Below are 19,850 nucleotides of genomic sequence, written 5' to 3'. Positions count from 1 at the left end.
GCGCGCGCGCCCCTCGTCACGGTCGTGGGGCGCTGTCACGCCGGCTCGGTGTGGTTCTGACCCAGGCTGAAAACCTGGCTGAGTTGGGCGTCGTCCAGATTGCCGATCCACTGCTCGCCGCTTTCCACCGTCATCTCCGTCAGTGCGCGCTTGGACTGGATCATGTCGTTGATCCGCTCCTCGAAGGTGCCCTGGGTCAGCAGGCGGTGGACCTGAACCGTCTGCGTTTGCCCGATGCGGTAGGCGCGGTCCGTGGCCTGGGCCTCGACGGCCGGGTTCCACCACAGGTCGAAGTGGATGACGTGGGAGGCCGCAGTCAGGTTGAGTCCGGTGCCGGCGGCCTTCAGGGACAGCACCAGTACCCGTTCGGTGCGATCATTCTGGAAGCGGTGGACGACTGCGTCGCGCTGGTTTCTCGAGAGTCCGCCATGCAGGAACGCCGGTGTGCGGCCGGTGGCCTCGGCGACGGCCTCCTGGAGCAAGCTGCCGGCCTCGCGGAACTGCGTGAACACGATCGCCTTCTCGTGCCGGCGCTGGATCGGTTCGAGGAGTTCAAGCAGGCGCTGCATCTTGCCCGACGCCTCGCTCCCGTCTTCGCCCTCCTTAAGGTACTGGCGCGGGTGGTTACAGATCTGCTTGAGCGCCAGGATCATCTGTAGCACCAGACCCTGGCGCCGGAACGTATCGGAAGTTCCCTGGATGACCTCCAGGCCCTCGCGCACCACCGATTCGTACAGCGCACTCTGTTCGGGAGTGAGCTGACAGTACTGATCCTGCTCGATCTTCTCCGGCAGGTCGGTGATGATGCTTCGGTCGGTCTTCAGCCGTCGCAGCAGGAAAGGGGCCGTGACCCGGCGAAAGCGCGTGGCCGTCTCCTGGTCACCGTGGGTCTGGATCGGGGTGACGTACTCGCGCGTGAAGCGCTTCAGGGTGCCGAGCAGGCCCGGATTGCAAAAGTCCATCAGGCTCCAGTACTCGGTGAGTCGGTTCTCCACCGGGGTGCCGCTCATGGCTACCCGGGCGCCGGCGGGGATGGATTTGATCGCCTTGGTCTGGGCCGCCTGGGGGTTCTTGAGGTTGTGTGCCTCGTCGACCACCAGCGCGCGCCAGGACTGCCGCCGCAGCCGGGCGGCGTCGGTTCGCGCCACGCCGTAGGTCGTGAGCACGACGCCGGTTCCCTGCGCATCGTCCGGCAGGGCGCGCCGGCCGCCGTGGTAAGTGGTGGCACCCAGCTCGGGGGCGAATTGCTGGATTTCGCGCATCCAGTTGCTGAGCAGGCTGGTCGGGACCACGACCAGCGCCGGCCGTCCGGCCAGTTCCCCGTCGTCGCGGAGCTGCGCGAGCAGGGCCAGAATCTGCACGGTCTTGCCCAGGCCCATGTCGTCGGCGATCACGCAGCCCAGACCGGCGCGGACATTGCCGTAGAGCCACTGAAAGCCGCGTTGCTGGTAGGGGCGCAGCTGCGCAGCCAGTGATCGGGGGGGCGCGCGCTCAAGGTCCTGGTGCAGAGCTGCGACCCGTTCCCGGGCGCTCTCGTCCAACTGCACTGGCGTCCCAGCGTACTCCCCCGTGAGCGCGACTCGGGTCAGCTCCGCGCCGTCAACCTTCGGCGGGTTGGCCAGGTTGCGGCGGACACGTTCGATCTCCTGCGGGTCGAGGTAAACATATTGTCCGCGGAAGCGGACCAGCCCGGTCGCCCCTTCCACCAAGTCCTCAAAGGTTCCCGGGTCGATCACGTCATCGCCCACTGCCACCTGCCAGTCGAAGCGGAACAGATCGTTGGCGTTGAGGTGGCCGTCGCTGTCGCTACTGCTGGCGGTGAGCCTCATCGTTGCGCTCGGTGGTCGGCCCAGTCGCTCCAGCGACCGGGGCAGCAGCGTGCGGACGCCGAGCAGCTGCAGTGTCGGGAAGACGTTGAAGAGCAGTTCCGGCAGCTCGTCGAGGGTGAGTGACAGCGGTGTGCGGCCCCCGCCACGCAGGTAGTCGCGCAGCGGGTCGTAGGCATCGGCCAGCATCGCCGTGGTGCGCAGCAGCTCGCTGTGCCCGTCGCCGCGCTCGGCGAGGGCGTCGGCGAGCGGGCGATGGGCGCCCGCGCCGTTGCCGCCCGGCTCGTCGCCGACCTCGATGGAGAGTTCGAAGGATTCGGGCTGCGGCTCGTCCACACGCAGGATCAGGGTCTGCGCCGCTTCGGCCAGGTGCAAACGGCGCAGCCAATGGTGCAGGCTGGCGGCGGTGCCGCCCTGGCCGGGATCCGACAGCCAGGCGCAGCCACCGCCGAAAAGCAGGTCGGCCACCGGGTCAACGGCTGCATTGCTGGCAAGCTCGCTCCACTCCCGGATCCAGTAATCGATGAACAGGCCGCAGAGCAGACGGGCCCGGGTCCGGCGGTCGAGGCCCTGGTCGGCCCCGGGCTCGTCCAGGCGGATGACCCCTTCCGGGGTGCCCGCAGCAAGGCTGCGCAGGAGCGTATCGACCTGCGTGTCCAGGCTCGCTGGCATCCACAGGACGCTGGTGCCGCCCCGGTCGATGGTCAGTACCCAGGGTACCGCCGCGCCGGCGGCGGTCAGGTGCAGGGCGGTGCGGTAGGCCGCATGCAGGGCTGCAACCTCCGGCTGCAGGTCGGCCACCTGGTCGGCGTCCAGGGGCGCGAGCAGCTCGACGAGGTCCGCGAGCTCTGCAGCCGCTTCACAGCCGTCGATCTGGACGTCGCCGTCGGCATCCACCCGAATGATGGGGTGGTCGTCCGGGGTCAGGGTGGTGGCTTGGGTCTGCGCCTCCTGGACCTGTGCGTCGCTGCGTGCGGCGTCGCTCAGCGTGCGCTGGGCCTGCCGGGCGACACGCCGTATCTGGGTGCGCCAGAGCTTGCGGTAGCTGTTCAGCCCGCCGATCGGCGGTTCCTGGGGGAGGGCGTCCGGGATCGCCTCGATGCGATCGGGCAGCCGTGAGAAATCTAGCTCGGCGAGCACTGCCGGGTCGGCCGCTGTCTCCTCCGGTGCCGCGCTGCCGGCGCACAGTGCCGCCGCCAGGCTCGGCGGCGCCCCCTGGGCGTCGTTCTCTGGAAGTTCATGGCCCCGCTCGCGCAGCGCGCCGAGTAAGTCGACCCCGCGCAATCGGAAGACCAGGAACGGATCTGTATCGATCTCGCGTGTCAGCAGATAGACCGCCGCCGCTAGGTGCTTGCACGGGACGGCCCAGTCCGGGCACGAGCAGCGCATGCCCAGCTCCTGCCAGCTGCTCGGGAAGACGGGGATGCCCGCCGCCTTGGCGCGCTCCAGTACCGCCGGATCCAGCTGCCTGTTGAGCAGCCCTGCGAGCAGCGCCGGATCATCGGCAATGGCCTCGATCAGCTGCCGGGTCTGATCCGCCGGCAACGCAGGGATCCGCAGGTGCACCTTGTAAGGCTGGCGACGCGACCCCTTCACCCGGGCGGAGACCTCGCCCTGATCGATGGTCAGGGCCTGGACGGACCCGTTGTTGGCGTAACGCCGGCCCCGTGGCAGGCGGTTGGTGTAATCGATTTCGTGCAGGGCGCCAAGCCACTGCTCGCCCCACCAGGTCCGGCCGAAGGTTGCGCGCGTCATGGGGCCCAGCTTAGCGGCTGGCACCGTCCCGGCCAAGCGCGCGGCCGGGTGGCTGAGGGTCCCGGCGGCCCCGAGCGGTTCTCCCGGCGTGCGTTTCCCGATATTCTGGGAGGTGGAAACCAGCCTGCGGCGGTTTGTCGTAGCGGCTCACCGCCTCCTCGGTCCATTTTGCGGTCACCAGCGATCATGAGCGAGCAGTCGAAACGCAGCCCAGAAAGCGGGGAGCCGGAGCGCTTCCTGCCCGTGCGTGGAAAGGATCTCGTCGTGGGTCGCCCGGTGCCGTACTCCATCTACGATACCTACGAACGGCTCCTGCTGCGCTCCGGCCGCGTGCTGAAAAGCGACGCGCAGCGCCAGATGCTGCTGGAGTCGGGGCGCGCTCGTGCCACCTCGTTCCAGGAGGATACGGTTACCCTGGGGGAAGCCAGCCCGTCTTGGGAGAACCACAGTGGCGAACTGAAGTTCGATCCCTTCGTCAGTTTCGACCGATGTGCCGCTTCCCTGCGGCGGGTCCATCACGCCATCGATCTCGGTCGCCACGACTACCTGCTGCGGCTGGAGGGGATGATCAGCCAGCTCGGCAACCTGATCGACCGCGATCCGGATGCTGCACTGGCGGCGGCGCACATCAACCGCGAGTTCCCCAATCGCGTGCTGCACCCCATCCGCAAGGCTGTAGTCGCGGACCTGCTCGCCCGCGCCGCCTCTCTGGACGGTGGTCAGCGCCGGGCGGTGGTCGGTGCGTCGCTGACCGCCAACCTCAGCATGCTCGCCCTGCAGGAACAGCTCGATCAGCAGGAGAGCGCCCTCAGCGCGGCGCAGCGCCGTGAACTCCACAGTCACCCGGAACGGACCGAGGCGTTGCTGACGGCCGCGGGCCTGGAGGATCAACAGTGGCTGCGCGCCGTCCGCGAGCATCACGAACGGATGGACGGCTCCGGCTACCCCCGCGGGCTGACACGGGAGGGGATCAGTACCGAGGCCGCGGTGGTCATGCTCGCCGATGTCTATATGGCCATGGTGACCCCTCGCGCTCACCGCCCGGCGCATGTCATCCGGGATACCCTGCGGGAGCTATACGCGGACGATGGGTGTCGCTTCGACGCCACGCTGACGCGGCTGCTCATTCGCGAGTTGGGGGTTTTCCCACCGGGCACCCTGGTCGATCTGAGCAACGGCGAGACCGCGGTGGTGACCCGTCGCGGCCCGAGTAGCATGGCCCCACAGGTTTTCCTGCTGCGCCGGCCGGACGGCAGCGTCTTCATCCGCCCACGGTTCCGCTCGCTGGTGGAGGAGGAGGGTGTAGAGATCCGTGGCGTGTACCGCCAGGAGGAGCTGCGCGTGCTCTATTCGCCGCACATGGCCTGGGGCTATGACCAGGAGTGGGGCGAGGCGGTGGATCGCGCCGAGCGCGGGTGATTGCGGCCGCCCCGGCTCATCGCGCGGGCTCAGACAGCGCCCACGGCGATGCCGGCGGTGTAGAGCGCGAGCATGGCCAGTGCCACGGCGAAGACCCCTTCGCGCAGCCGCTGGTGGCTTTTTAGCCGCTCACGCCAGGCTGGCAGCGAGAACAGCGCGGCGACCGCCGCATACCACCCGATGTCCACTCCGGCGGCAATGGACACCATCAGCGCCTGCTCCCACGCCGCCTGCCCGGGGCCGGTAAAGGGGCTGAAGATCGCCAGGAAGAACAGGGCAATCTTCGGGTTGAGCAGTGCCATGGCCAGGCCGTCTCCTGCCGCCTGGATCGGTCTGCCCGGTTGCGCCGGCGACCGGTCTTTCTGTGCAGCAGGGGGTTCCGGTCCGATCCGGGCGCTGCGGGCGGACTGCACGGCCAGCCAGCCCAGGTATGCGGCACCCAGGCCCTGGATGGCCGCCAGCAGGGTCGGGTGGGCGGCCAGGATACCGGCCAGCCCGACCACGCTGAGGGCGGCGTAGCCGCCGACGCCGATACCGTGGGTGACGGCCGCGGTGAGCCCGGCCGACCGACCGCCTTCCAGGCTGTGACGCGCCACAACCGCCAGGCTCGGCCCCGGCGACATGGCCCCCAGGGCGCAGACGGTGATCAGCAGTAGCCAGTCGTTTGCTTCCACCGGTCAGAAAGGGTCCTGCATCGTTGCTGGTGCGGATGCGGCGCCTAAGCCGTCGCGGTGAGGGACGCCTTTTCCATGTGCGGGAGTCCTTGTGTCGCCCCGGGGGCCCGGGCGGCGGTCGGTGCCCCGATTAGGGTCGATCCCGGCCACGTCCTGCGGGCATTCTGCCAGCACGCAGGCGGTCGTGCACAAGCACGCCAGCTGGCGTTCGATGGTCTTGTGAGACCGGCGATGCTAGCCTGCCCGGAAGACCTCAGGGCACGCCAGATATGCCAGAAGACACCTCCGCGCCCCGCTATCTGCTGCGGCTTTTCATTGCGGGCGACAGTCCGCACGCCCGCGCAGCCCTGCACAATCTCCAGCGGATCTGCGAGTCACAGTTCCCGGATCAGTACCGCATCGAGGTGGTCGATCTGATGCACGAGCCGCACCGGGGTGACGAAGAGGGGGTGATTGCCACCCCCGCGCTCATCAAGGAGCTACCGCCACCGGTGCGGCGTGTCATCGGTGATCTTTCGGATCGTGAGCAGGTACTCAACGGCCTGCAGTTGATCCCCGAGGCAAAGGATGGAATGCCATGAGTGAACGGAGCATCGAGCCGGTGTGCAAGACCGCCACCGGGATCCCGGGGTTCGACTCCATCGCCCGGGGGGGTGTCCCGGCGGGACGGACCACTCTGGTCGCGGGTACGCCGGGTAGCGGCAAGACGGTCTTTGCGGGGCAGTTCCTGGCTGCGGGGATCCTCGATGAGCAAACCCCGGGCGTTTTTGTCACTTGCGAGGAATCACCGGCCGACCTGCGGCGCAATCTGCAGGCCTTCGGGTGGCCCGTGGAGGAGTGGGAGGCCAGCGGCTGGTGGACGTTCGTGGACGCCTCCCCCGATATCGATCAGGAGCCGCAGGAGACCGGCGCCTACGACCTGGGTGGCCTGATCGCTCGGGTCTTCGGCGCCGTGCAGCGCTCGGGCGCGACCCGCCTGGCCATCGACTCCCTCGGTGCCATGTTCTCGCGCTTCCCGGATGTCCGGCAGGTGCGCTGGGATCTGTTTCGGATTGCCGGCCAGATGAAGCGCCTGGAGATCACCACCGTCATGACCGCCGAGCGCGAGGCCGAGTATGGTTTGGTGGCACGGCACGGGGTGGAAGAGTTCGTTGCGGATAACGTGGTCATCCTGCGGAATATCCTGGAGGCGGAGACACGCCGCCGGACGGTGGAGATCCTCAAATTCCGCGGCACGAACCACCAGAAAGGGGAGTACCCGTTCACGATCCTGCCCGAAAGCGGTGTGGTTGCAATCCCGCTCTCGGCGATGGAACTGACCCAGCGTTCCTCCGAATTGCGTATTACCTCGGGCAACGCCGATCTGGACCGGATGTGCGGCGGTGGCTTTTACAGGGATTCCATCGTGCTCGCTTCCGGGGCCACGGGGACCGGCAAGACCCTGATGGCCACGGAATTCATCGCAGGCGGCCTGGCGGTCGGCGAGCGTTGCCTGCTCTTTGCCTTCGAGGAGAGTCGCGACCAGCTCATCCGCAACGCCCGTGGCTGGGACGTTCAGTACGAGCCCGCCGAAGCGCGGGGTGACCTGCAAATCCACTGCGAGTACCCGGAGTCGGCCGGGCTGGAGGATCACCTCATTCGCATCAAGCAGGCCATCGACACCTTCCGGCCCCACCGGATCGCGCTCGACAGCCTGACCGCGCTGGAGCGCGTGGCCACCCCACGTGGGTTCCGGGAGTTTGTCATCGCTCTGACCTCCTTCACCAAGGATCGGGAGACGGCGGGATTGTTTACGGCCAGTACGCCCTCGCTGATGGGTGGATCCTCCGTCACCGAGGCCCACATCTCCACACTCACCGATTCGATCATCCTGCTGCGCTACGTCGAAATGGCCGGCGAGGTGCGGCGCGGGCTCACCGTGCTCAAGATGCGCGGTGCCGCTCACGAGAAGAGCATTCGGCAGTTCCGGATCGATCACCGGGGCATGCACATCGGCGACCCGTTCCGCGGCATCGAAGGCATCCTGGAGGGGCATCCCAACCGGATCATCGACTCGCCGTCCGCTGCCGGCAGGGATCCCCGATCCTCGCATTACTGTGAGTGAACCCGCGCCGGCGTGGTGGCGCCGTCCAATGCGCCCGACGGCGATCGCCTCGGCAACGCGGAAGCTGGCAATGCGTAGACGCCCAGCACCGGACGGTGGCGGGCGCGTCGGTGTGCTGACCGCCGGGTCTGGCGGCAGAGAAGTCCCTGGCCGGCCCTACTGCAGGGCCGGCCGGGGGGCGATGACCGGTTGCGCCAACCTGCCTTGCTATTCGGGATTTCGCCTGTTCGCTACCCCGGTTAGCTAACGGCCCGGGAGTAGACGATCAAGGCGTGGCCGCAGAGCAGGATCACAAAGCCGAGCTTGATCGCCAGATCGTAGCCGGCGGCGCTGCCACTAGAGCTGAAGAATGCCTCCTGGTCCACCCGCAGCGATGAACTCGGCAGGCTTGCCGCCATACCGCCGCTGCCCGGGAGATTGTCCCCGCGCAGGTCACGGTAGTATTTCTCGGCCCCAAAGGCGCCGCCGATGATCATGAGCAGTCCGGCGAGGCCGTTGAGGCCGATGATGGTTGCGTCGTACTGCTCACGCAGGGTGCCCGCCGTCTCCCACCAGGCCCACGCGTGCACATTCATGCCCGCATAGACGACGGCGATAACGGCGAGGCCAATCAGGACAAGGGTCTTCTGGATCGCACTAAACATTCCCCACCTCCGCAATGTGCTGGAACGCTGCCCATTCAATATTGCCGGGCGCGGTGCACTGCACAACGTGATTTCCCTGCGGGATTCCTCTTCGCCGGCGTTGCAGGCAGCAGGCTATGTCGCGCCGCAAAAAGCGCGTATATTCTGAGGGCAGTCCAATGCACGGAAGGCTAGGGGCGTGCCCGGATGTCCAACCCGTACCACCGCATCATCCATCAGAACGAGCAGCGCTTTCGGGTCGCCACCGAAGCCGCCGGGATCGGGGTCTGGGAACTGGACATGCGCGCCGGCGTGTTCCACTGGAATCAGCCCATGTACGACCTCTACGGGGTGCCCTACGGCGATGCGCCGCTGACCTTCGCGGCCTGGGAGCAGCGCCTGCTGCCGGAAGACCGCCGGGCCGCGCTGGAGCGGATCTGGGCGGCGGTGGAGCAGGGCCAGCCCTGGGAGACGACCTTTCGCATCCGCCGGCCGGACGGCAGCCTGCGGGATATCCGCTCCGCCGGACAGCAGCTCTACGACGAGCAGGGCCAGCCGAGCCGGATGTTCGGGATCAACGAGGACGTCACCGAGCAGCGCCAGGCCGAGCGGGCCCGTGCCCGTGCCGAGCAGGAGCACCGCGCCTCCCTGCGGGCGATCAGCCATGGGCTGAGCAAGCCGCTGCGGACCCTGGGCCGGGCCCATGAGCGTCTCCGGGCCTCCGCCCTGGATGCCGAGCAGCGCTACGACCTCGAGCAGGCGGAAATGGCCGGCGAGACCCTCCTCGCCCAGGTCCACGCCATCCTTGGACTGGCACAGCCCGAGCCCGATGCAGGCCAACTGCGCGCCGAGCCCTTCGACCTGCGCCGCTGCCTGCCGGAGCAGGTGGCGCTGCTGCGCGAACTCGCCGAGCGCAAGGGACTGCAGCTGCACCTGGAGTGGGGCGGCGCGCTGCCGCGCCGGGTGCGCGGCGATCCGGTACGCTTTCTCCAGGTGGTCAACAACCTCACCCACAACGCCATCCACTTCACCGAGCATGGCTCGGTGACGGTACGCGTGCGGCGGCTTGAGGGGGCGCGGATCGAGGTGGCGGTGGCCGACACCGGGCCGGGGATCGCCGAGGCGGATCAGGCGCGCATCTTCGAGGCCTTCACGCGCGCCTGCAACTCACCCACCTGTGAAACCGGCTGTGGCTTCGGCCTCTACATCTGCCAGCAGATCGTCTCGCTGCTCGGTGGGGAAATCCGGGTGGAGAGCACCCCCGGCGCGGGTGCGGTCTTCAGCTTCTCCGCCGTGCTCCCGGAGGCCGACAACGACGGCGAGGCCTCAATGGTTGGCGATCTGCTCGGTGACGAGGTCCCGTCCCCGGGTGCGGTGGAACTCGATGTGCTGGTCGCCGAGGACGATGCGGCCAGTGGCCGGCTGCTCTACGAACTCCTGCTGCGCATCGGCTGCGCACCCCGTCTGGTGGACAACGGCGTGGACGCCTTCGACGAGTGGCAGCGCCGGCCCCCGGACCTGATGCTCCTCGACCTGCACCTGCCCGATCTCGACGGACGCCGGCTGACCCGGCTGGTGCGTCAGGCCGAAGCCGAGGAGGACATGCCGCGCACCCCCATTGCTATCATCACCGCCCATCCTCTGGCCGACGTGCAGCGCGACTGCCTGCAGGCCGGGGCGGACCGGGTGTTCAAGGAGCGGGTCGGACTGGGTGTCCTGCAGCAGCTCATCGATCACATCCGCAGGCTGCGGGAACAGTCCACCGGCTGTCCGGTCTGAGCGCGTCTACGCCGGCGCCAGGCGGTCGTGCCTCCCCTCAGGGCGTTTGCTGGCCTCCATCCAGCGGGGAGGTCTTCGTGGCCAGACGGCTCAGCCGCTCGGCAGCCGCCTCGTAATCGAACTGCTCGATCTCCGCGCGCAGCGCCTCGATCGTCGATGCCTCGGCGAAGGTGGCCAGGTGCTCCAGGGCCGCCTCCAGAAGCGCCTCCTCGACCAGTTCGTGGCTGTCCAGGGCCCTCTGCAGTGCTGCCAGGGCCTTCCCTCCGGCGGCCTTGTCCCGGCTGCTCGGCCGCGCAGGGGGTGGTGGCGCCTTTGCCAGCGCTGCCAGGCCGCCGGCCAGCTCGGCCAGGGCCGCGCGCACGGCCTCGTGCAGCTCCTCGGGCACAGCCTCGTTGGCCTTCAGGCAGCCGTCGACGGCGGTCGCGGCCTCGGCCAGCCGGGTGGCTCCGACGGTGGCGGCGGTGCTCTTGAGCGTGTGCGCCAGCCTCTGCGCGGTCGCGGTCTCGCCCCGGTCCAGGGCCGCGGGGAGCTGGCCGAACTCGCCGTCGAGCTGGTCGGCGAAGCGTTGCAGCAGGCGCCGATAGAAAGCCCGATCTCCCTCCAGGTGGCGCAGCCCGAGGGCTTGATCGATCCCCGGCAGGTGCTCGGGCAGCGTGTCGGCTTCATCCCCTTCGTCGACCGGCGTGGAGGCATCCGCTGCGGCGGACGACGGACGGCTCTCACCGAGCCAGTAGGCCAGGCGCTGGTACAGCAGCTGCCGGTCGATGGGCTTGCCGATGTGATCATCCAGGCCGGCTTCACGGGCGCCTGCGCGGTCGCTGTCGAGCACGGCCGCGGTCAGCGCCAGGATGGGCAGCGAGGGGTGGTCTCGGCGGATCTCGCGGGTGGCCTCGTAGCCGTCCATGATGGGCATCTGCAGGTCCATGAGGATCAGGTCGAAGGGCGCCTCGCGGCAGCGCGCTACCGCCTCGGCGCCGTTGCTGGCCAGGATGATCCGGGCGCCGGTCTGTTCCAGCAGCCGCTGCGCCACCTCCTGATTGATGGCGTTGTCTTCGACCAGGAGCAGCGAGCGGCCGGTCAGATCCGGGATCGTCCCGGTCTCGCAGGCGGTTCCGCCGTCGGCATCGCCGCCCAGGGTGGTCTGGATCATGTCCAGGAGCGTGGAGGCGGTGACCGGCTTGGCCAGGTGGCCGTCGATGTGATCGTCCGCTGCCTCGCCCTCCGGCTGGTAAGCGCTGACCAGGATGATGCGGGCGTCGGTGGCGGGCAGGTCGCCGTGCTCGTGTAGGGTTCGCAGGTGCTGTGCCGTATCCCGGCCATCCGGTCCGCCCGGCAGGTGCACGTCGATCAGCATCAGCTTGAAGGGCCGGCCGCTGCGCTCGGCGCTCCGCGCGGCCTCGATCGCTGCCGGGCCGCTGTCGGCCTCGGTGACCGCGAACCCCCATCCCTCCAGGTGTTCGCGCAGGATCTGCCGGGCGATCCGGTGATCGTCGACCACCAGCACGTGCCCCCCGAACGCCTTCGGTTCAAGCGTGGCCGGCGATCGGGCCCCGGCGGTGGGTAGCCGGAGCTCGAACGAGAAGCGCGTGCCGGCGCCCGGCGTCGAGGACAGTTGGAGTTCACCGCCCATGCGCTCGACCAGCCGCTGGCTGATCACCAGCCCCAGGCCGGTGCCGCCGTAGTTGCGGGTGGTGGAGGTGTCCGCCTGGGAGAAGGCCTGGAAGAGGTGGCGGCGCTGCTCGGCGCTGATGCCGATGCCGGTGTCCTCGACGGTGAAGCGCAGCCGCACGCCCTCGGCGTCCTCATCGATGCGCTCGACGGTGAGCCCGACCTGCCCCTTGCGGGTGAACTTGATGGCGTTGGAGAGCAGGTTGCTCAGGACCTGGCCCAGGCGCAGGGCGTCGCCGGTCAGGGATGAGGGGACGCTCGGCTCCACCCGCAGGAACAGCTCCAGGCCCTTTTTGCCGGCCGTCTCGCCGAACAGGGTCGCCATCTGATCGGTGAGCTCGTGGAGGTCGAACGGGTGCGGGTCGAGGGTGAGCTTGTCCGCCTCGATCTTGGAGTAGTCGAGGATGTCGTTGATGATCCCCAGCAGCATCCGCGAGGCGTTGTGCATCTTCTCCGCGTAGCTGCGCTGGGTGGGCGCGAGATCGGTGTCAAGCAGCAGCTGTCCCAGGCCGATGACGGCGTTCATCGGCGTGCGGATCTCGTGGCTCATGTTGGCCAGGAAGTCGCTCTTGGCCCGGTTCGCGCTCTCCGCCTGCTCCTTGGCCCGGCGCAGGGTCCGTTCCACCGCCTTGCGCTCGGAGATATCCTGGATGACCGACCAGATCACCGTCCGCCCGGTCTGCGGGTCCGTCATGCGGAACCCGTTGAGCAAAACCGGGAAGCGATGCCCGTCGCGGTGGATGAACTCCTTCTCGTACGGCCCATAGTAACCGGTGCCCTCCATAGCCCGGAGTTGCTCCAGCTCTTGCTCTTCGTACTCGCTCGGGGTCAGGTCCCAGTAAGTGAGCCCGGCGAAAGCCTCGCGGGTATAGCCCGCCGATTCGGGCAGCTTGGCGTTGAAGTCGACGAAGGCACCGGTCTCGAAGTCGTTCATCGCCAGCCCCACCGGCGCGAGTTCGAACAGGCCGCGGAAGCGGGCCTCCTGCGCCGCCAGGGCCTCACGGGCCTGGACCCGGTCGGTGATGTCCTCGTTGATCCCCACCACGCGCCGGACCCGGCCCTGTTTGTCGCGGACCGAATGGCCCACGGCGCGGATGTGCCGTACGGTCCCGTCGTCGGGGCGCTCAAAGCGGAATTCTGCCTCGCACGGCTCCTGGGTCCGCAGGGTGCGTTCGACCAGGTCCCGGGTGATCGCCTGACTCTCCGTCGGGAGCAGGGCGCGCCAGCCCGCCAGGCGGTGTTGGAAAACGGTGGGGTCGAAGCCGAAGATGCGGGTCGAGCCGGTATCCCACTCCAGCTGCTCGGTCTCCAGATCCAGTTCCCAAGCGCCGATCCGGGCCGCCGTGGTGGCCAGGCGCAGCCGCTCGTTGAGCCGCCGCTCGTTGCGTTGGGCCTGGCGCTCGGCGGTGATATCGCGCCCGGTGCCCCGGAAGCCGATCAGCGCCCCGTGGTCGTCGAAGATCGGCAGCCCGCTGACCCGCTGCCAGATCCGGGTGCCGTCCGGGTGCAGCGACTCATGTTCCAGGCCCTGCCAGGGGGCCCCGGTCTCGGCCCGCTCGGCGAGCATCGCCTGGATTCGCTGAGCCTCTTCGGCGGGCATGAAATCGACCGGGGAGCGACCGATGATCTCCGCCACCGGTCGGCCGAGAACCGGCTCGATCTGGGCGGTCACCATCTGGTAGATCCCGTTGCGGTCGATCTCCCAGATGTACTCGCCGGCCGCGTTGACCACATCGAGAAAGCGCTGCTCGCTGGCCCGCAGGGCCCGGATGGTCTCCTTGCGCTCGGTGATGTCCCGGAAGACGGCGAGCAGCCGGGGGTGTCCGCCAAAATCGATCTGCGAGACCGTGATCTGGACATCGATCAGCGTTCCGTCGCGGCGGCGGTGCTGGCTCTCGAAGTCGTCGCGCCCGTGGCGCCGGATCCGTTCAACGTGCGCGGCGATCTCCTCCGGGGTTTCGACGGCCTCGAAATCGGGGATGGTCAGACCGCATAGCGCCTCCACCGGGTAGCCGAGGTGCTCGGCCGCGGCCGGGTTGCCCTCGAGCACGCGGCCGGTGCCCGGATCGATGAGCAGGGTGGCGTCGGGGAGGTGGGCGAACAGGGTCTGCCACTCGCCGCACCGGCCGGTTGTGCTACCGGGGTTTGCCTCAGCGCCTGTCATGCTGTCACCCCCGAAGCTGCGGTGCCGTGCGTCCCTCCGCCGTACCCTTGTCGGAAGAGGGGTTAAGGGCAGATTAACACAGCGTCCGACGCGGTGCGTCGCAGGGTGTGGGCGGGGCTGCGGCGCCTGCTCAGGGGGCCGGCGCCTGGTGGGTCCGGTTCCGGCCGGCCTGCTTGGCCGCGTAGAGCGCCCGGTCCGCGGCCTGCTGAAGCTGCTCGGCGCTGGCGGTCCCGTCGCCGGCGTTATGGGTGGCCACGCCCACGCTCAGGGTCACGATTCCGGTGGTGGTGTGGCCGTGGGTTAGCTGGAGTGCAGCCACCGCGGTGCGGAATCGTTCGGCCATCCGCCAGGCATCGGCTTTGTCGGTGTAGGGCAGCAGGGCGATGAACTCCTCGCCGCCGTAGCGGGCCACCAGATCGGTGGTTCGCCCCGGTACGCCGGCCAGGGCACGGGCGACGCGGCGCAAGCAGTCGTCACCGGCGCCGTGGCCGTAGTGGTCGTTGAACGGCTTGAAGTGGTCGATGTCCATCATGACCACTGACAGCGGCGTACCGCCGCGCTGGGAGCGCGTCCACTCCTCCCCGAGGCGCTGGTCCAGCACCCGGCGATTGGGCAGGTCGGTCAGCCCGTCGCGCTGCGAGAGCCGCTCCAGCGCGTCGGTCTTGCGCTTGAGCTCGACGTGGTTGCGCACGCGGGTGCGGGTGATCCGCGGGCTGAACGGCTTGATGATGTAGTCCACGGCGCCGAGTTCCAGCCCGCGCTCTTCATCCGCGGCGCTGTCCCGGCCGGTGACGAAGATCACCGGGATGCCCTGGGTGCGCGGGTCGGCCTTGAGTCTGCGGCAGACCTCGTAGCCGTCGGGCTCGGGCATGACCACGTCGAGCAGGATCAGATCCGGCTGCGGATCCGCGGCGGCGATCGCCAGCGCCTTCTCGCCGGCTGCCGTGACCCGGATGCGGTAGTCGTCCTTGAGCAGGTGGGCCAGCGCCTGGATGTTGGTCGGCTCGTCGTCGACGATGAGGATGGTCGGCGGCGTGCCGTCATGTTCGGGCGCCGTGGGGTGTTCTTCCTTCTCCATAGAACGGCATTATGCAGCCTATCGGCGACCCCGAACAGGCACGGCGGAAGCCGCGCTTTTCGAGGATCTGCGCCGGGGCCGCCTGGGTGAGCGGGTCCGTCTTGAGCAGGAGCGGATCGCCTTCGGGTGGGTCCGGGGGCGGCTGCGCCAGCTGTGAGCACCGCCACGGGCCTCGCCGCGATGCGGTTGTGTTGGTAGGGTTGGGCGGTTCGAGGCGAGATCCCGCAGCCACGGAGCCGACCCGTCACCATGGAGCAGCAGCCGGCCGCCACGCCTGCCGAAGGCGCCCTGGACAAGGCCTACCGAACCCTGGTCAACGAGGAGGACGCCCGCGTCTGCCGCGATATCAGCGCGGACGCCTGCCGGGTCGTCCCGGGCAACTTCTTCCTGCAGATCGCCGCGCAGTTCTTCACCAAGCTCGGCGATGCCATCGCCAACCCCAAGACGGTCCTCGCCTGGGTGCTCAGCGCGCTGTCCGCGCCGGGGCTCTTCACGGCCTTCCTGGTGCCGGTGCGCGAGTCCGGCTCGCTGCTGCCGCAGCTGCTGATCGCCAGCTTCGTCCGGCGCCGGGCGGTGCGCAAGTGGACCTACGTGCTCGGCAACCTCCTGCAGGGCGGGGCGGTGCTGGCCATGGCCGGGGTTGCGCTGACCCTCGAGGGGGCGGCCGCCGGTGCCGGCATCATCGCCGCGCTGGTGCTCTTCAGCCTGGCCCGGGGCCTCTGTTCGGTGGCCTCCAAGGACGTCCTCGGCAAGACCGTGCCCAAGACCCGGCGCGGCCAGGTCAACGGCTGGTCCGCGGCCGCCGCCGGACTGGTGACCGTGGGCGTCGGCCTGGCGCTGTGGCTGGGCATGGGCGAGGCCGGGGGAGCCGTTTTCTACGCCCTGCTGCTCGCCGGTGCCGCGGCGCTGTGGGTACTCGGCGCCGGGTTCTACGCCGCCATCCGCGAGGAGCCCGGCGAGACCGCGGGCGGCGCCAACGCCATCCGCGAGGCGGTGGATCGGCTCAGTCTCCTCGCCGAGGATCCGCCGTTCCGGCGTTTCGTCCTGGCCCGCGCGCTGCTGCTCTGCTCGGCGCTGACCGCCCCGTTCATCGTCATGCTCGCCTACGAGCAGACCGGGGCGGCCGCCCTGGCGCTGGGGCTGTTCGTCATCGCCGACGGCCTGGCGGATCTGCTCTCCGCGCCGTTCTGGGGGCGCTTTGCGGATGCCTCCAGCCGCCGGGTGATGATCCGCGCCGGGCTGGCCGCTGCGCTGGTGGGCATCGCGCTGGTGGCGCTTGTCCATCTGTTGCCGGGGGTCGCCGGCCACGCTGCCGTCTACCCCGTCTTCTTCTTCCTCCTCGCCGTGGCCCACGCCGGGGTGCGCATGGGCCGCAAGACCTACGTGGTCGATCTGGCCGGCGGCAACAAGCGCACCGACTACGTCGCCGTCAGCAACACCGTCATCGGCGTGGTCCTGCTGCTCACCGGTCTGATCGGGGCCCTGACCGCGGTCATGCCGATCACCGGCGTGATCCTCATCCTCTCGGCCATGGGCCTGGCCGGCGCCTGGCTTTCCGCCCGGCTGCCGGAGGTCACCGAGGAGGCAGCAACCGGATAGGCCGGGGCGCCGGGATTGCCACCGGACCGCGCAGCGGAGAGCATCCATGCTGATCAAGTCGCTCAAGATCCTCCATACCCTCGGGGCCATCGGCTTCACCGGGGCCGTGGCCGTGCACCTGATCCTGCTCGGCCTGGCCCCGGAGCCGACGGCCATCGAGGAGTACGCCGTCATCCGCGGCAGCATCGCCGCCATCGGCAATTGGCTGCTGTTGCCCTCGCTGGCGCTGGTCTTCCTCTCCGGGCTGATGAGCATGGCCCTCTACACTGGCTTCCGGCAGGCCGGCTGGGTGTGGATCAAGGGTATCCTCAGCTTCAGCATCTTCTCGGCCACCCTGGCCTTCATCCACGGCAATGCGGTGCAGGTCGCCGCGGCGGCCGATGCGGCCGCCGCTGGTCGCATCGGCGTCGACGAGATCCCGCGCAACGTCCACAACGAGCCGCTGGTGCTCTGGGTGGTGCTGATCATCTGCATCGCCAATGTGGTCCTCGGCGTGTGGCGACCGCGCCGGCTGCCGGGCGTAATGCAGCTGGGGAATCGTTAGGGCTGCCGGCGTGATGCTCGCATCGCCGGGGCGTGCAGTGACGACGAGGTGAGCCATGTATTCCGATTGGCGGCCGGAAAGGAGTGTCTCGTGCCCCTACTGCGGTGAGCCATTCCAGCTGCTCCTCGACACCGATGGAGAGGACACGGATTACGTGGAGGACTGTCCGGTCTGCTGCGCACCGATCCAGGTGGCGGTGCGCTGGTCGATAGGGGGCGACGAGCCGGAGGTGGTCCTGCGTCGGGATGACGACTAAGCGCTGGTGCTAGCGGACCCGTTTATTGCGCGATGCGCTCAACCTGCTCCATCAACTCGGTTAGATCACTGAGGAAGGTGCGCTGCATGTGGCGCGGGCCGATGCCCGGTGGTACCCAGAAGTCGGGCCGGATGTGGCTGTCGACGGTGATGCGGGTCGCCTCGCCGTCGGCCTCGAGCAGCCACTCGGTCACGCCGCGGCGCAGATCGCTGTGTTCCGGCAGGATGCGCGCCCGGATGCGTTCCGGTGGTTCCTCCTCCATGGCCTCGACGCGGCGCACCCGGCGGCAGATCAGCACCAGACACCCCTCGGTGACGGTGGCCACCAGGACGGCCTCGCCGGCGCCGTCCGGTACGATCCGGCTCTCCAGCAGGCCGGGAGAGAGTTCGGAGAGTCGCTCGTAGTCGGTGAGCACCGCCCAGACCGCCTCGCGCGGGGCGTCGATCCGGGCGACGACGCGCAGCTGGTAGTCGGGACGCGCGACCTGGAAATCCCGCTCAAGGATCTCCACGGCGCCGGCCGGGGGGTGGACGGCGCCGATCAGGACCACCAGGGCGATGGCGAATAGTCCACGGCGCATACCGTCACTCTAGTCGCGCGGCGCCGCCCTGGCGAGCGCCGCCCGCGGCACACGGGCTCCCCCTTGTGCCGGTCGGGCAGGCAGGCTGCCCGGAAACTGGTACCGTGGCGCGCCAAAAGGGGAGAGAGCATGGACTGGAGCGGCGGTTACGTCTCGGATATCAACTACATCAGCGGCTTCTACCGCGAGCTCGCGCCGACGTACCTGAGCTTCGTGGCCCGGCTCCAGGGCGAGCCGGCGCCGGATCCAGCCCGGCCGTTCCGCTATGCGGAGCTCGGCTGTGGCCAGGGGCTGGGCACCAACCTGCTCGCCGCCACCAACCCCCACGCCGAGTTCATTGGCATCGATTTCCTGCCCGGGCAGATCGCCAACGCCCGGGACCAGGCCGCGGCGGCCGGGCTGGAGAACGTCACCTTCCACGAGGCGAGCTTCGCCGAGGCGGCGCAGTGGCCCGACACCGCGCTGGCCCCCTTCGACTACATCACCCTGCACGGGATCTACGCCTGGGTCAGCCCGGCCAACCGGGAGGCCATCGTGCGTTTTCTCGAGCGCTGGCTGAAACCCGGCGGCCTGGTCTACATCAGCTACAACGCGATGCCCGGCTGGGCCGGGTTGCTGCCCTTCCAGCGACTGCTGCGTGAGCACGCCGCCCGCCATCCGGGGCGCAGCGACCGGCAGGTCGAGTCCGGCCTGGCCTTCATGCAGGAGCTGCGCGATGCCGGGCTTGCCTACTTCGATCGCCATCCGGCGGCGCCGGCCAAGCTCGACGGGCTCGGCGACACCGCCCGGGAGGCTACCTACCTCGCCCACGAGTATCTGAATACCGCCGCTCAGCCGCTCTATTTCAACGACCTGGTCGCCGATCTGGCGCCGGCCCGCCTGGATTACGTCGGCTCCGCCGATCTGGTGGAGAACTACGACGCCCTGAGCCTCCCCGAGGCGGCACGCGCGGCCCTGGAGGACGTCGCCGATCCCCACTACCGCGAGCTGCTGCGCGACTACGCGGTGAACCGGGTATTCCGCCGGGACGTCTTCATCAAGGGCAGCCGCCGTGGCACGCCGGCGCAGCAGGACGCCGCCGTGCTCCAGACCGCGGTGGCGCCGCTGCTCACCCGCGCCGAGATGACCCCGGTCTTCCACACCCACCTCGGCGAGCTGACCGGGCAGGCGCGGATCTACCAGCCGCTGATGGATCGCATCGCCCGCGGTCCGACCACCCTCGGCGACCTGCGCCAGGCCACCGGGGTCGAGCTGCCGGCGCTGATCCAGGCGTGCGCCGTGCTGGTCGCCACCGGACAGGCCCACCCGGCGCAGCCACCGGCTGATCCCGGGCCCGCGGGGCGGTTGGCCGAGCTGCTCGCCGAGCGCATCCTCGAGGATGAAGCCCACGGCCATCTGCCCGCGCCGGCCATCGGCAGCGCCGTGGCCGCCTCGGACACCGAGATCGTCGCCCTGGCGGCGCTGCGCCAGGGGGCCCCGCAGCGTGCGGAGCGGCTGGCCGAGGCCGTCTGGTCGCGTTTTCGTCCAGTGGGTCGGCGCATGGTGCGCGATGGCCAGGTGTTGGAAGGCGAGCGGGCCAACCTGCGCGAGCTCCAGGAGCGCGCCCGGGGGGTCCTGCGCGAGCGCCTGCCGGTCTGGCAGGGCCTGGGGCTGATCGACGCCGGAAGCGACCGGCGCGGCGACTGAGGCGGCCGCGACACGGTGTCGCGCAGCCACACGAAACGCAAGGCAATGGTATGGTGCATCGGAGTTGAAACCGGTGGGCGGCAGCGCTGGCAGGG

The 19,850-nt window shown here is 69.2% G+C and carries 15 protein-coding genes; 9 read left to right on the top strand and 6 right to left on the bottom strand.

Annotation, left to right across the window (positions count from 1 at the left end):
* Positions 1 to 35: 35 nt before the first annotated feature.
* The gene (locus LRG10_RS09885; RefSeq protein WP_238635477.1) at positions 36 to 3,581 is read right to left on the bottom strand and encodes an SNF2-related protein; all 3,546 of its coding nucleotides are present in this window, start codon (positions 3,579 to 3,581) and stop codon (positions 36 to 38) included.
* A 186-nt stretch (positions 3,582 to 3,767) separates the two neighbouring features.
* Here LRG10_RS09885 and LRG10_RS09880 point away from each other — a divergent pair, with 186 nt between their 5' ends.
* Positions 3,768 to 5,000 (top strand): HD-GYP domain-containing protein, encoded by a 1,233-nt coding sequence (locus LRG10_RS09880; RefSeq protein ID WP_238635475.1) that lies wholly within the window; start codon positions 3,768 to 3,770, stop codon positions 4,998 to 5,000.
* 29 nt (positions 5,001 to 5,029) lie between these two features.
* Here LRG10_RS09880 and LRG10_RS09875 read toward each other — a convergent pair whose 3' ends face one another.
* Positions 5,030 to 5,674, bottom strand: coding sequence for a LysE family translocator (locus LRG10_RS09875; protein WP_238635474.1), 645 nt, complete (start codon positions 5,672 to 5,674; stop codon positions 5,030 to 5,032).
* 269 nt (positions 5,675 to 5,943) lie between these two features.
* Between LRG10_RS09875 and LRG10_RS09870 the strand changes: the two genes are divergently transcribed.
* Together LRG10_RS09870 and kaiC are read left to right on the top strand one after the other, a co-directional pair.
* Complete coding sequence (locus LRG10_RS09870) at positions 5,944 to 6,255, top strand: circadian clock KaiB family protein (RefSeq protein ID WP_201169351.1); 312 nt, start codon at positions 5,944 to 5,946, stop codon at positions 6,253 to 6,255.
* The gene (kaiC, locus tag LRG10_RS09865) at positions 6,252 to 7,778 is read left to right on the top strand and encodes a circadian clock protein KaiC (RefSeq protein WP_238635472.1); all 1,527 of its coding nucleotides are present in this window, start codon (positions 6,252 to 6,254) and stop codon (positions 7,776 to 7,778) included. The genes LRG10_RS09870 and kaiC overlap by 4 nt, the downstream gene beginning before the upstream one ends.
* A gap of 239 nt (positions 7,779 to 8,017) precedes the next feature.
* On the opposite strand, the gene LRG10_RS09860 is transcribed toward kaiC, so the two are convergent.
* Positions 8,018 to 8,422: a hypothetical protein gene (locus LRG10_RS09860; protein WP_201242722.1), complete on the bottom strand. Its 405-nt coding sequence runs from the start codon at positions 8,420 to 8,422 to the stop codon at positions 8,018 to 8,020.
* Between the two features lie 186 nt (positions 8,423 to 8,608).
* On the opposite strand from LRG10_RS09860, the gene LRG10_RS09855 reads away from it, so the two are divergent.
* Complete coding sequence (locus LRG10_RS09855; RefSeq protein ID WP_238635470.1) at positions 8,609 to 10,180, top strand: hybrid sensor histidine kinase/response regulator; 1,572 nt, start codon at positions 8,609 to 8,611, stop codon at positions 10,178 to 10,180.
* A gap of 37 nt (positions 10,181 to 10,217) precedes the next feature.
* Here LRG10_RS09855 and LRG10_RS09850 read toward each other — a convergent pair whose 3' ends face one another.
* Both LRG10_RS09850 and LRG10_RS09845 read right to left on the bottom strand, forming a co-directional pair.
* Entirely contained in the window at positions 10,218 to 14,012 is a 3,795-nt protein-coding gene (locus tag LRG10_RS09850) for a PAS domain S-box protein (RefSeq protein ID WP_238635468.1), read from the bottom strand.
* Between the two features lie 130 nt (positions 14,013 to 14,142).
* Positions 14,143 to 15,090: a diguanylate cyclase gene (locus LRG10_RS09845; protein WP_238635467.1), complete on the bottom strand. Its 948-nt coding sequence runs from the start codon at positions 15,088 to 15,090 to the stop codon at positions 14,143 to 14,145.
* On the opposite strand from LRG10_RS09845, the gene LRG10_RS09840 reads away from it, so the two are divergent.
* The 4 genes from LRG10_RS09840 (at position 15,005) to LRG10_RS09825 (ending at position 17,489) form a co-directional block, all read left to right on the top strand.
* A complete protein-coding gene (locus LRG10_RS09840) occupies positions 15,005 to 15,247 on the top strand; it encodes a Wadjet anti-phage system protein JetD domain-containing protein (RefSeq protein WP_338018479.1) in 243 nt (80 codons plus the stop codon). The two genes, LRG10_RS09845 and LRG10_RS09840, sit on opposite strands and share 86 nt — an antisense overlap.
* Positions 15,248 to 15,339: 92 nt before the next feature.
* The gene (locus tag LRG10_RS09835) at positions 15,340 to 16,689 is read left to right on the top strand and encodes an MFS transporter (RefSeq protein WP_238635463.1); all 1,350 of its coding nucleotides are present in this window, start codon (positions 15,340 to 15,342) and stop codon (positions 16,687 to 16,689) included.
* Between the two features lie 46 nt (positions 16,690 to 16,735).
* Positions 16,736 to 17,233: a hypothetical protein gene (locus LRG10_RS09830; RefSeq protein ID WP_238635456.1), complete on the top strand. Its 498-nt coding sequence runs from the start codon at positions 16,736 to 16,738 to the stop codon at positions 17,231 to 17,233.
* Positions 17,234 to 17,288: 55 nt separating this feature from the next.
* Positions 17,289 to 17,489, top strand: a complete 201-nt coding sequence (locus tag LRG10_RS09825) for a CPXCG motif-containing cysteine-rich protein (RefSeq protein WP_201242735.1) — start codon at positions 17,289 to 17,291, stop codon at positions 17,487 to 17,489.
* 22 nt (positions 17,490 to 17,511) lie between these two features.
* Here the strand turns inward: LRG10_RS09825 and LRG10_RS09820 are convergent, their stop codons facing one another.
* On the bottom strand, positions 17,512 to 18,069 hold the full coding sequence (locus LRG10_RS09820) for an SRPBCC family protein (protein ID WP_201242737.1): 558 nt from the start codon (positions 18,067 to 18,069) through the stop codon (positions 17,512 to 17,514).
* 129 nt (positions 18,070 to 18,198) lie between these two features.
* On the opposite strand from LRG10_RS09820, the gene LRG10_RS09815 reads away from it, so the two are divergent.
* Positions 18,199 to 19,755, top strand: coding sequence for a class I SAM-dependent methyltransferase (locus LRG10_RS09815; protein WP_238635450.1), 1,557 nt, complete (start codon positions 18,199 to 18,201; stop codon positions 19,753 to 19,755).
* Positions 19,756 to 19,850: the final 95 nt, after the last annotated feature.

Source organism: Halorhodospira sp. 9628, assembly GCF_022228075.1.
In the GTDB taxonomy this organism is placed as follows: Bacteria; Pseudomonadota; Gammaproteobacteria; order Nitrococcales; family Halorhodospiraceae; genus Halorhodospira; species Halorhodospira halophila_A.
This window is presented reverse-complemented; position numbering and strand designations above follow the sequence as displayed.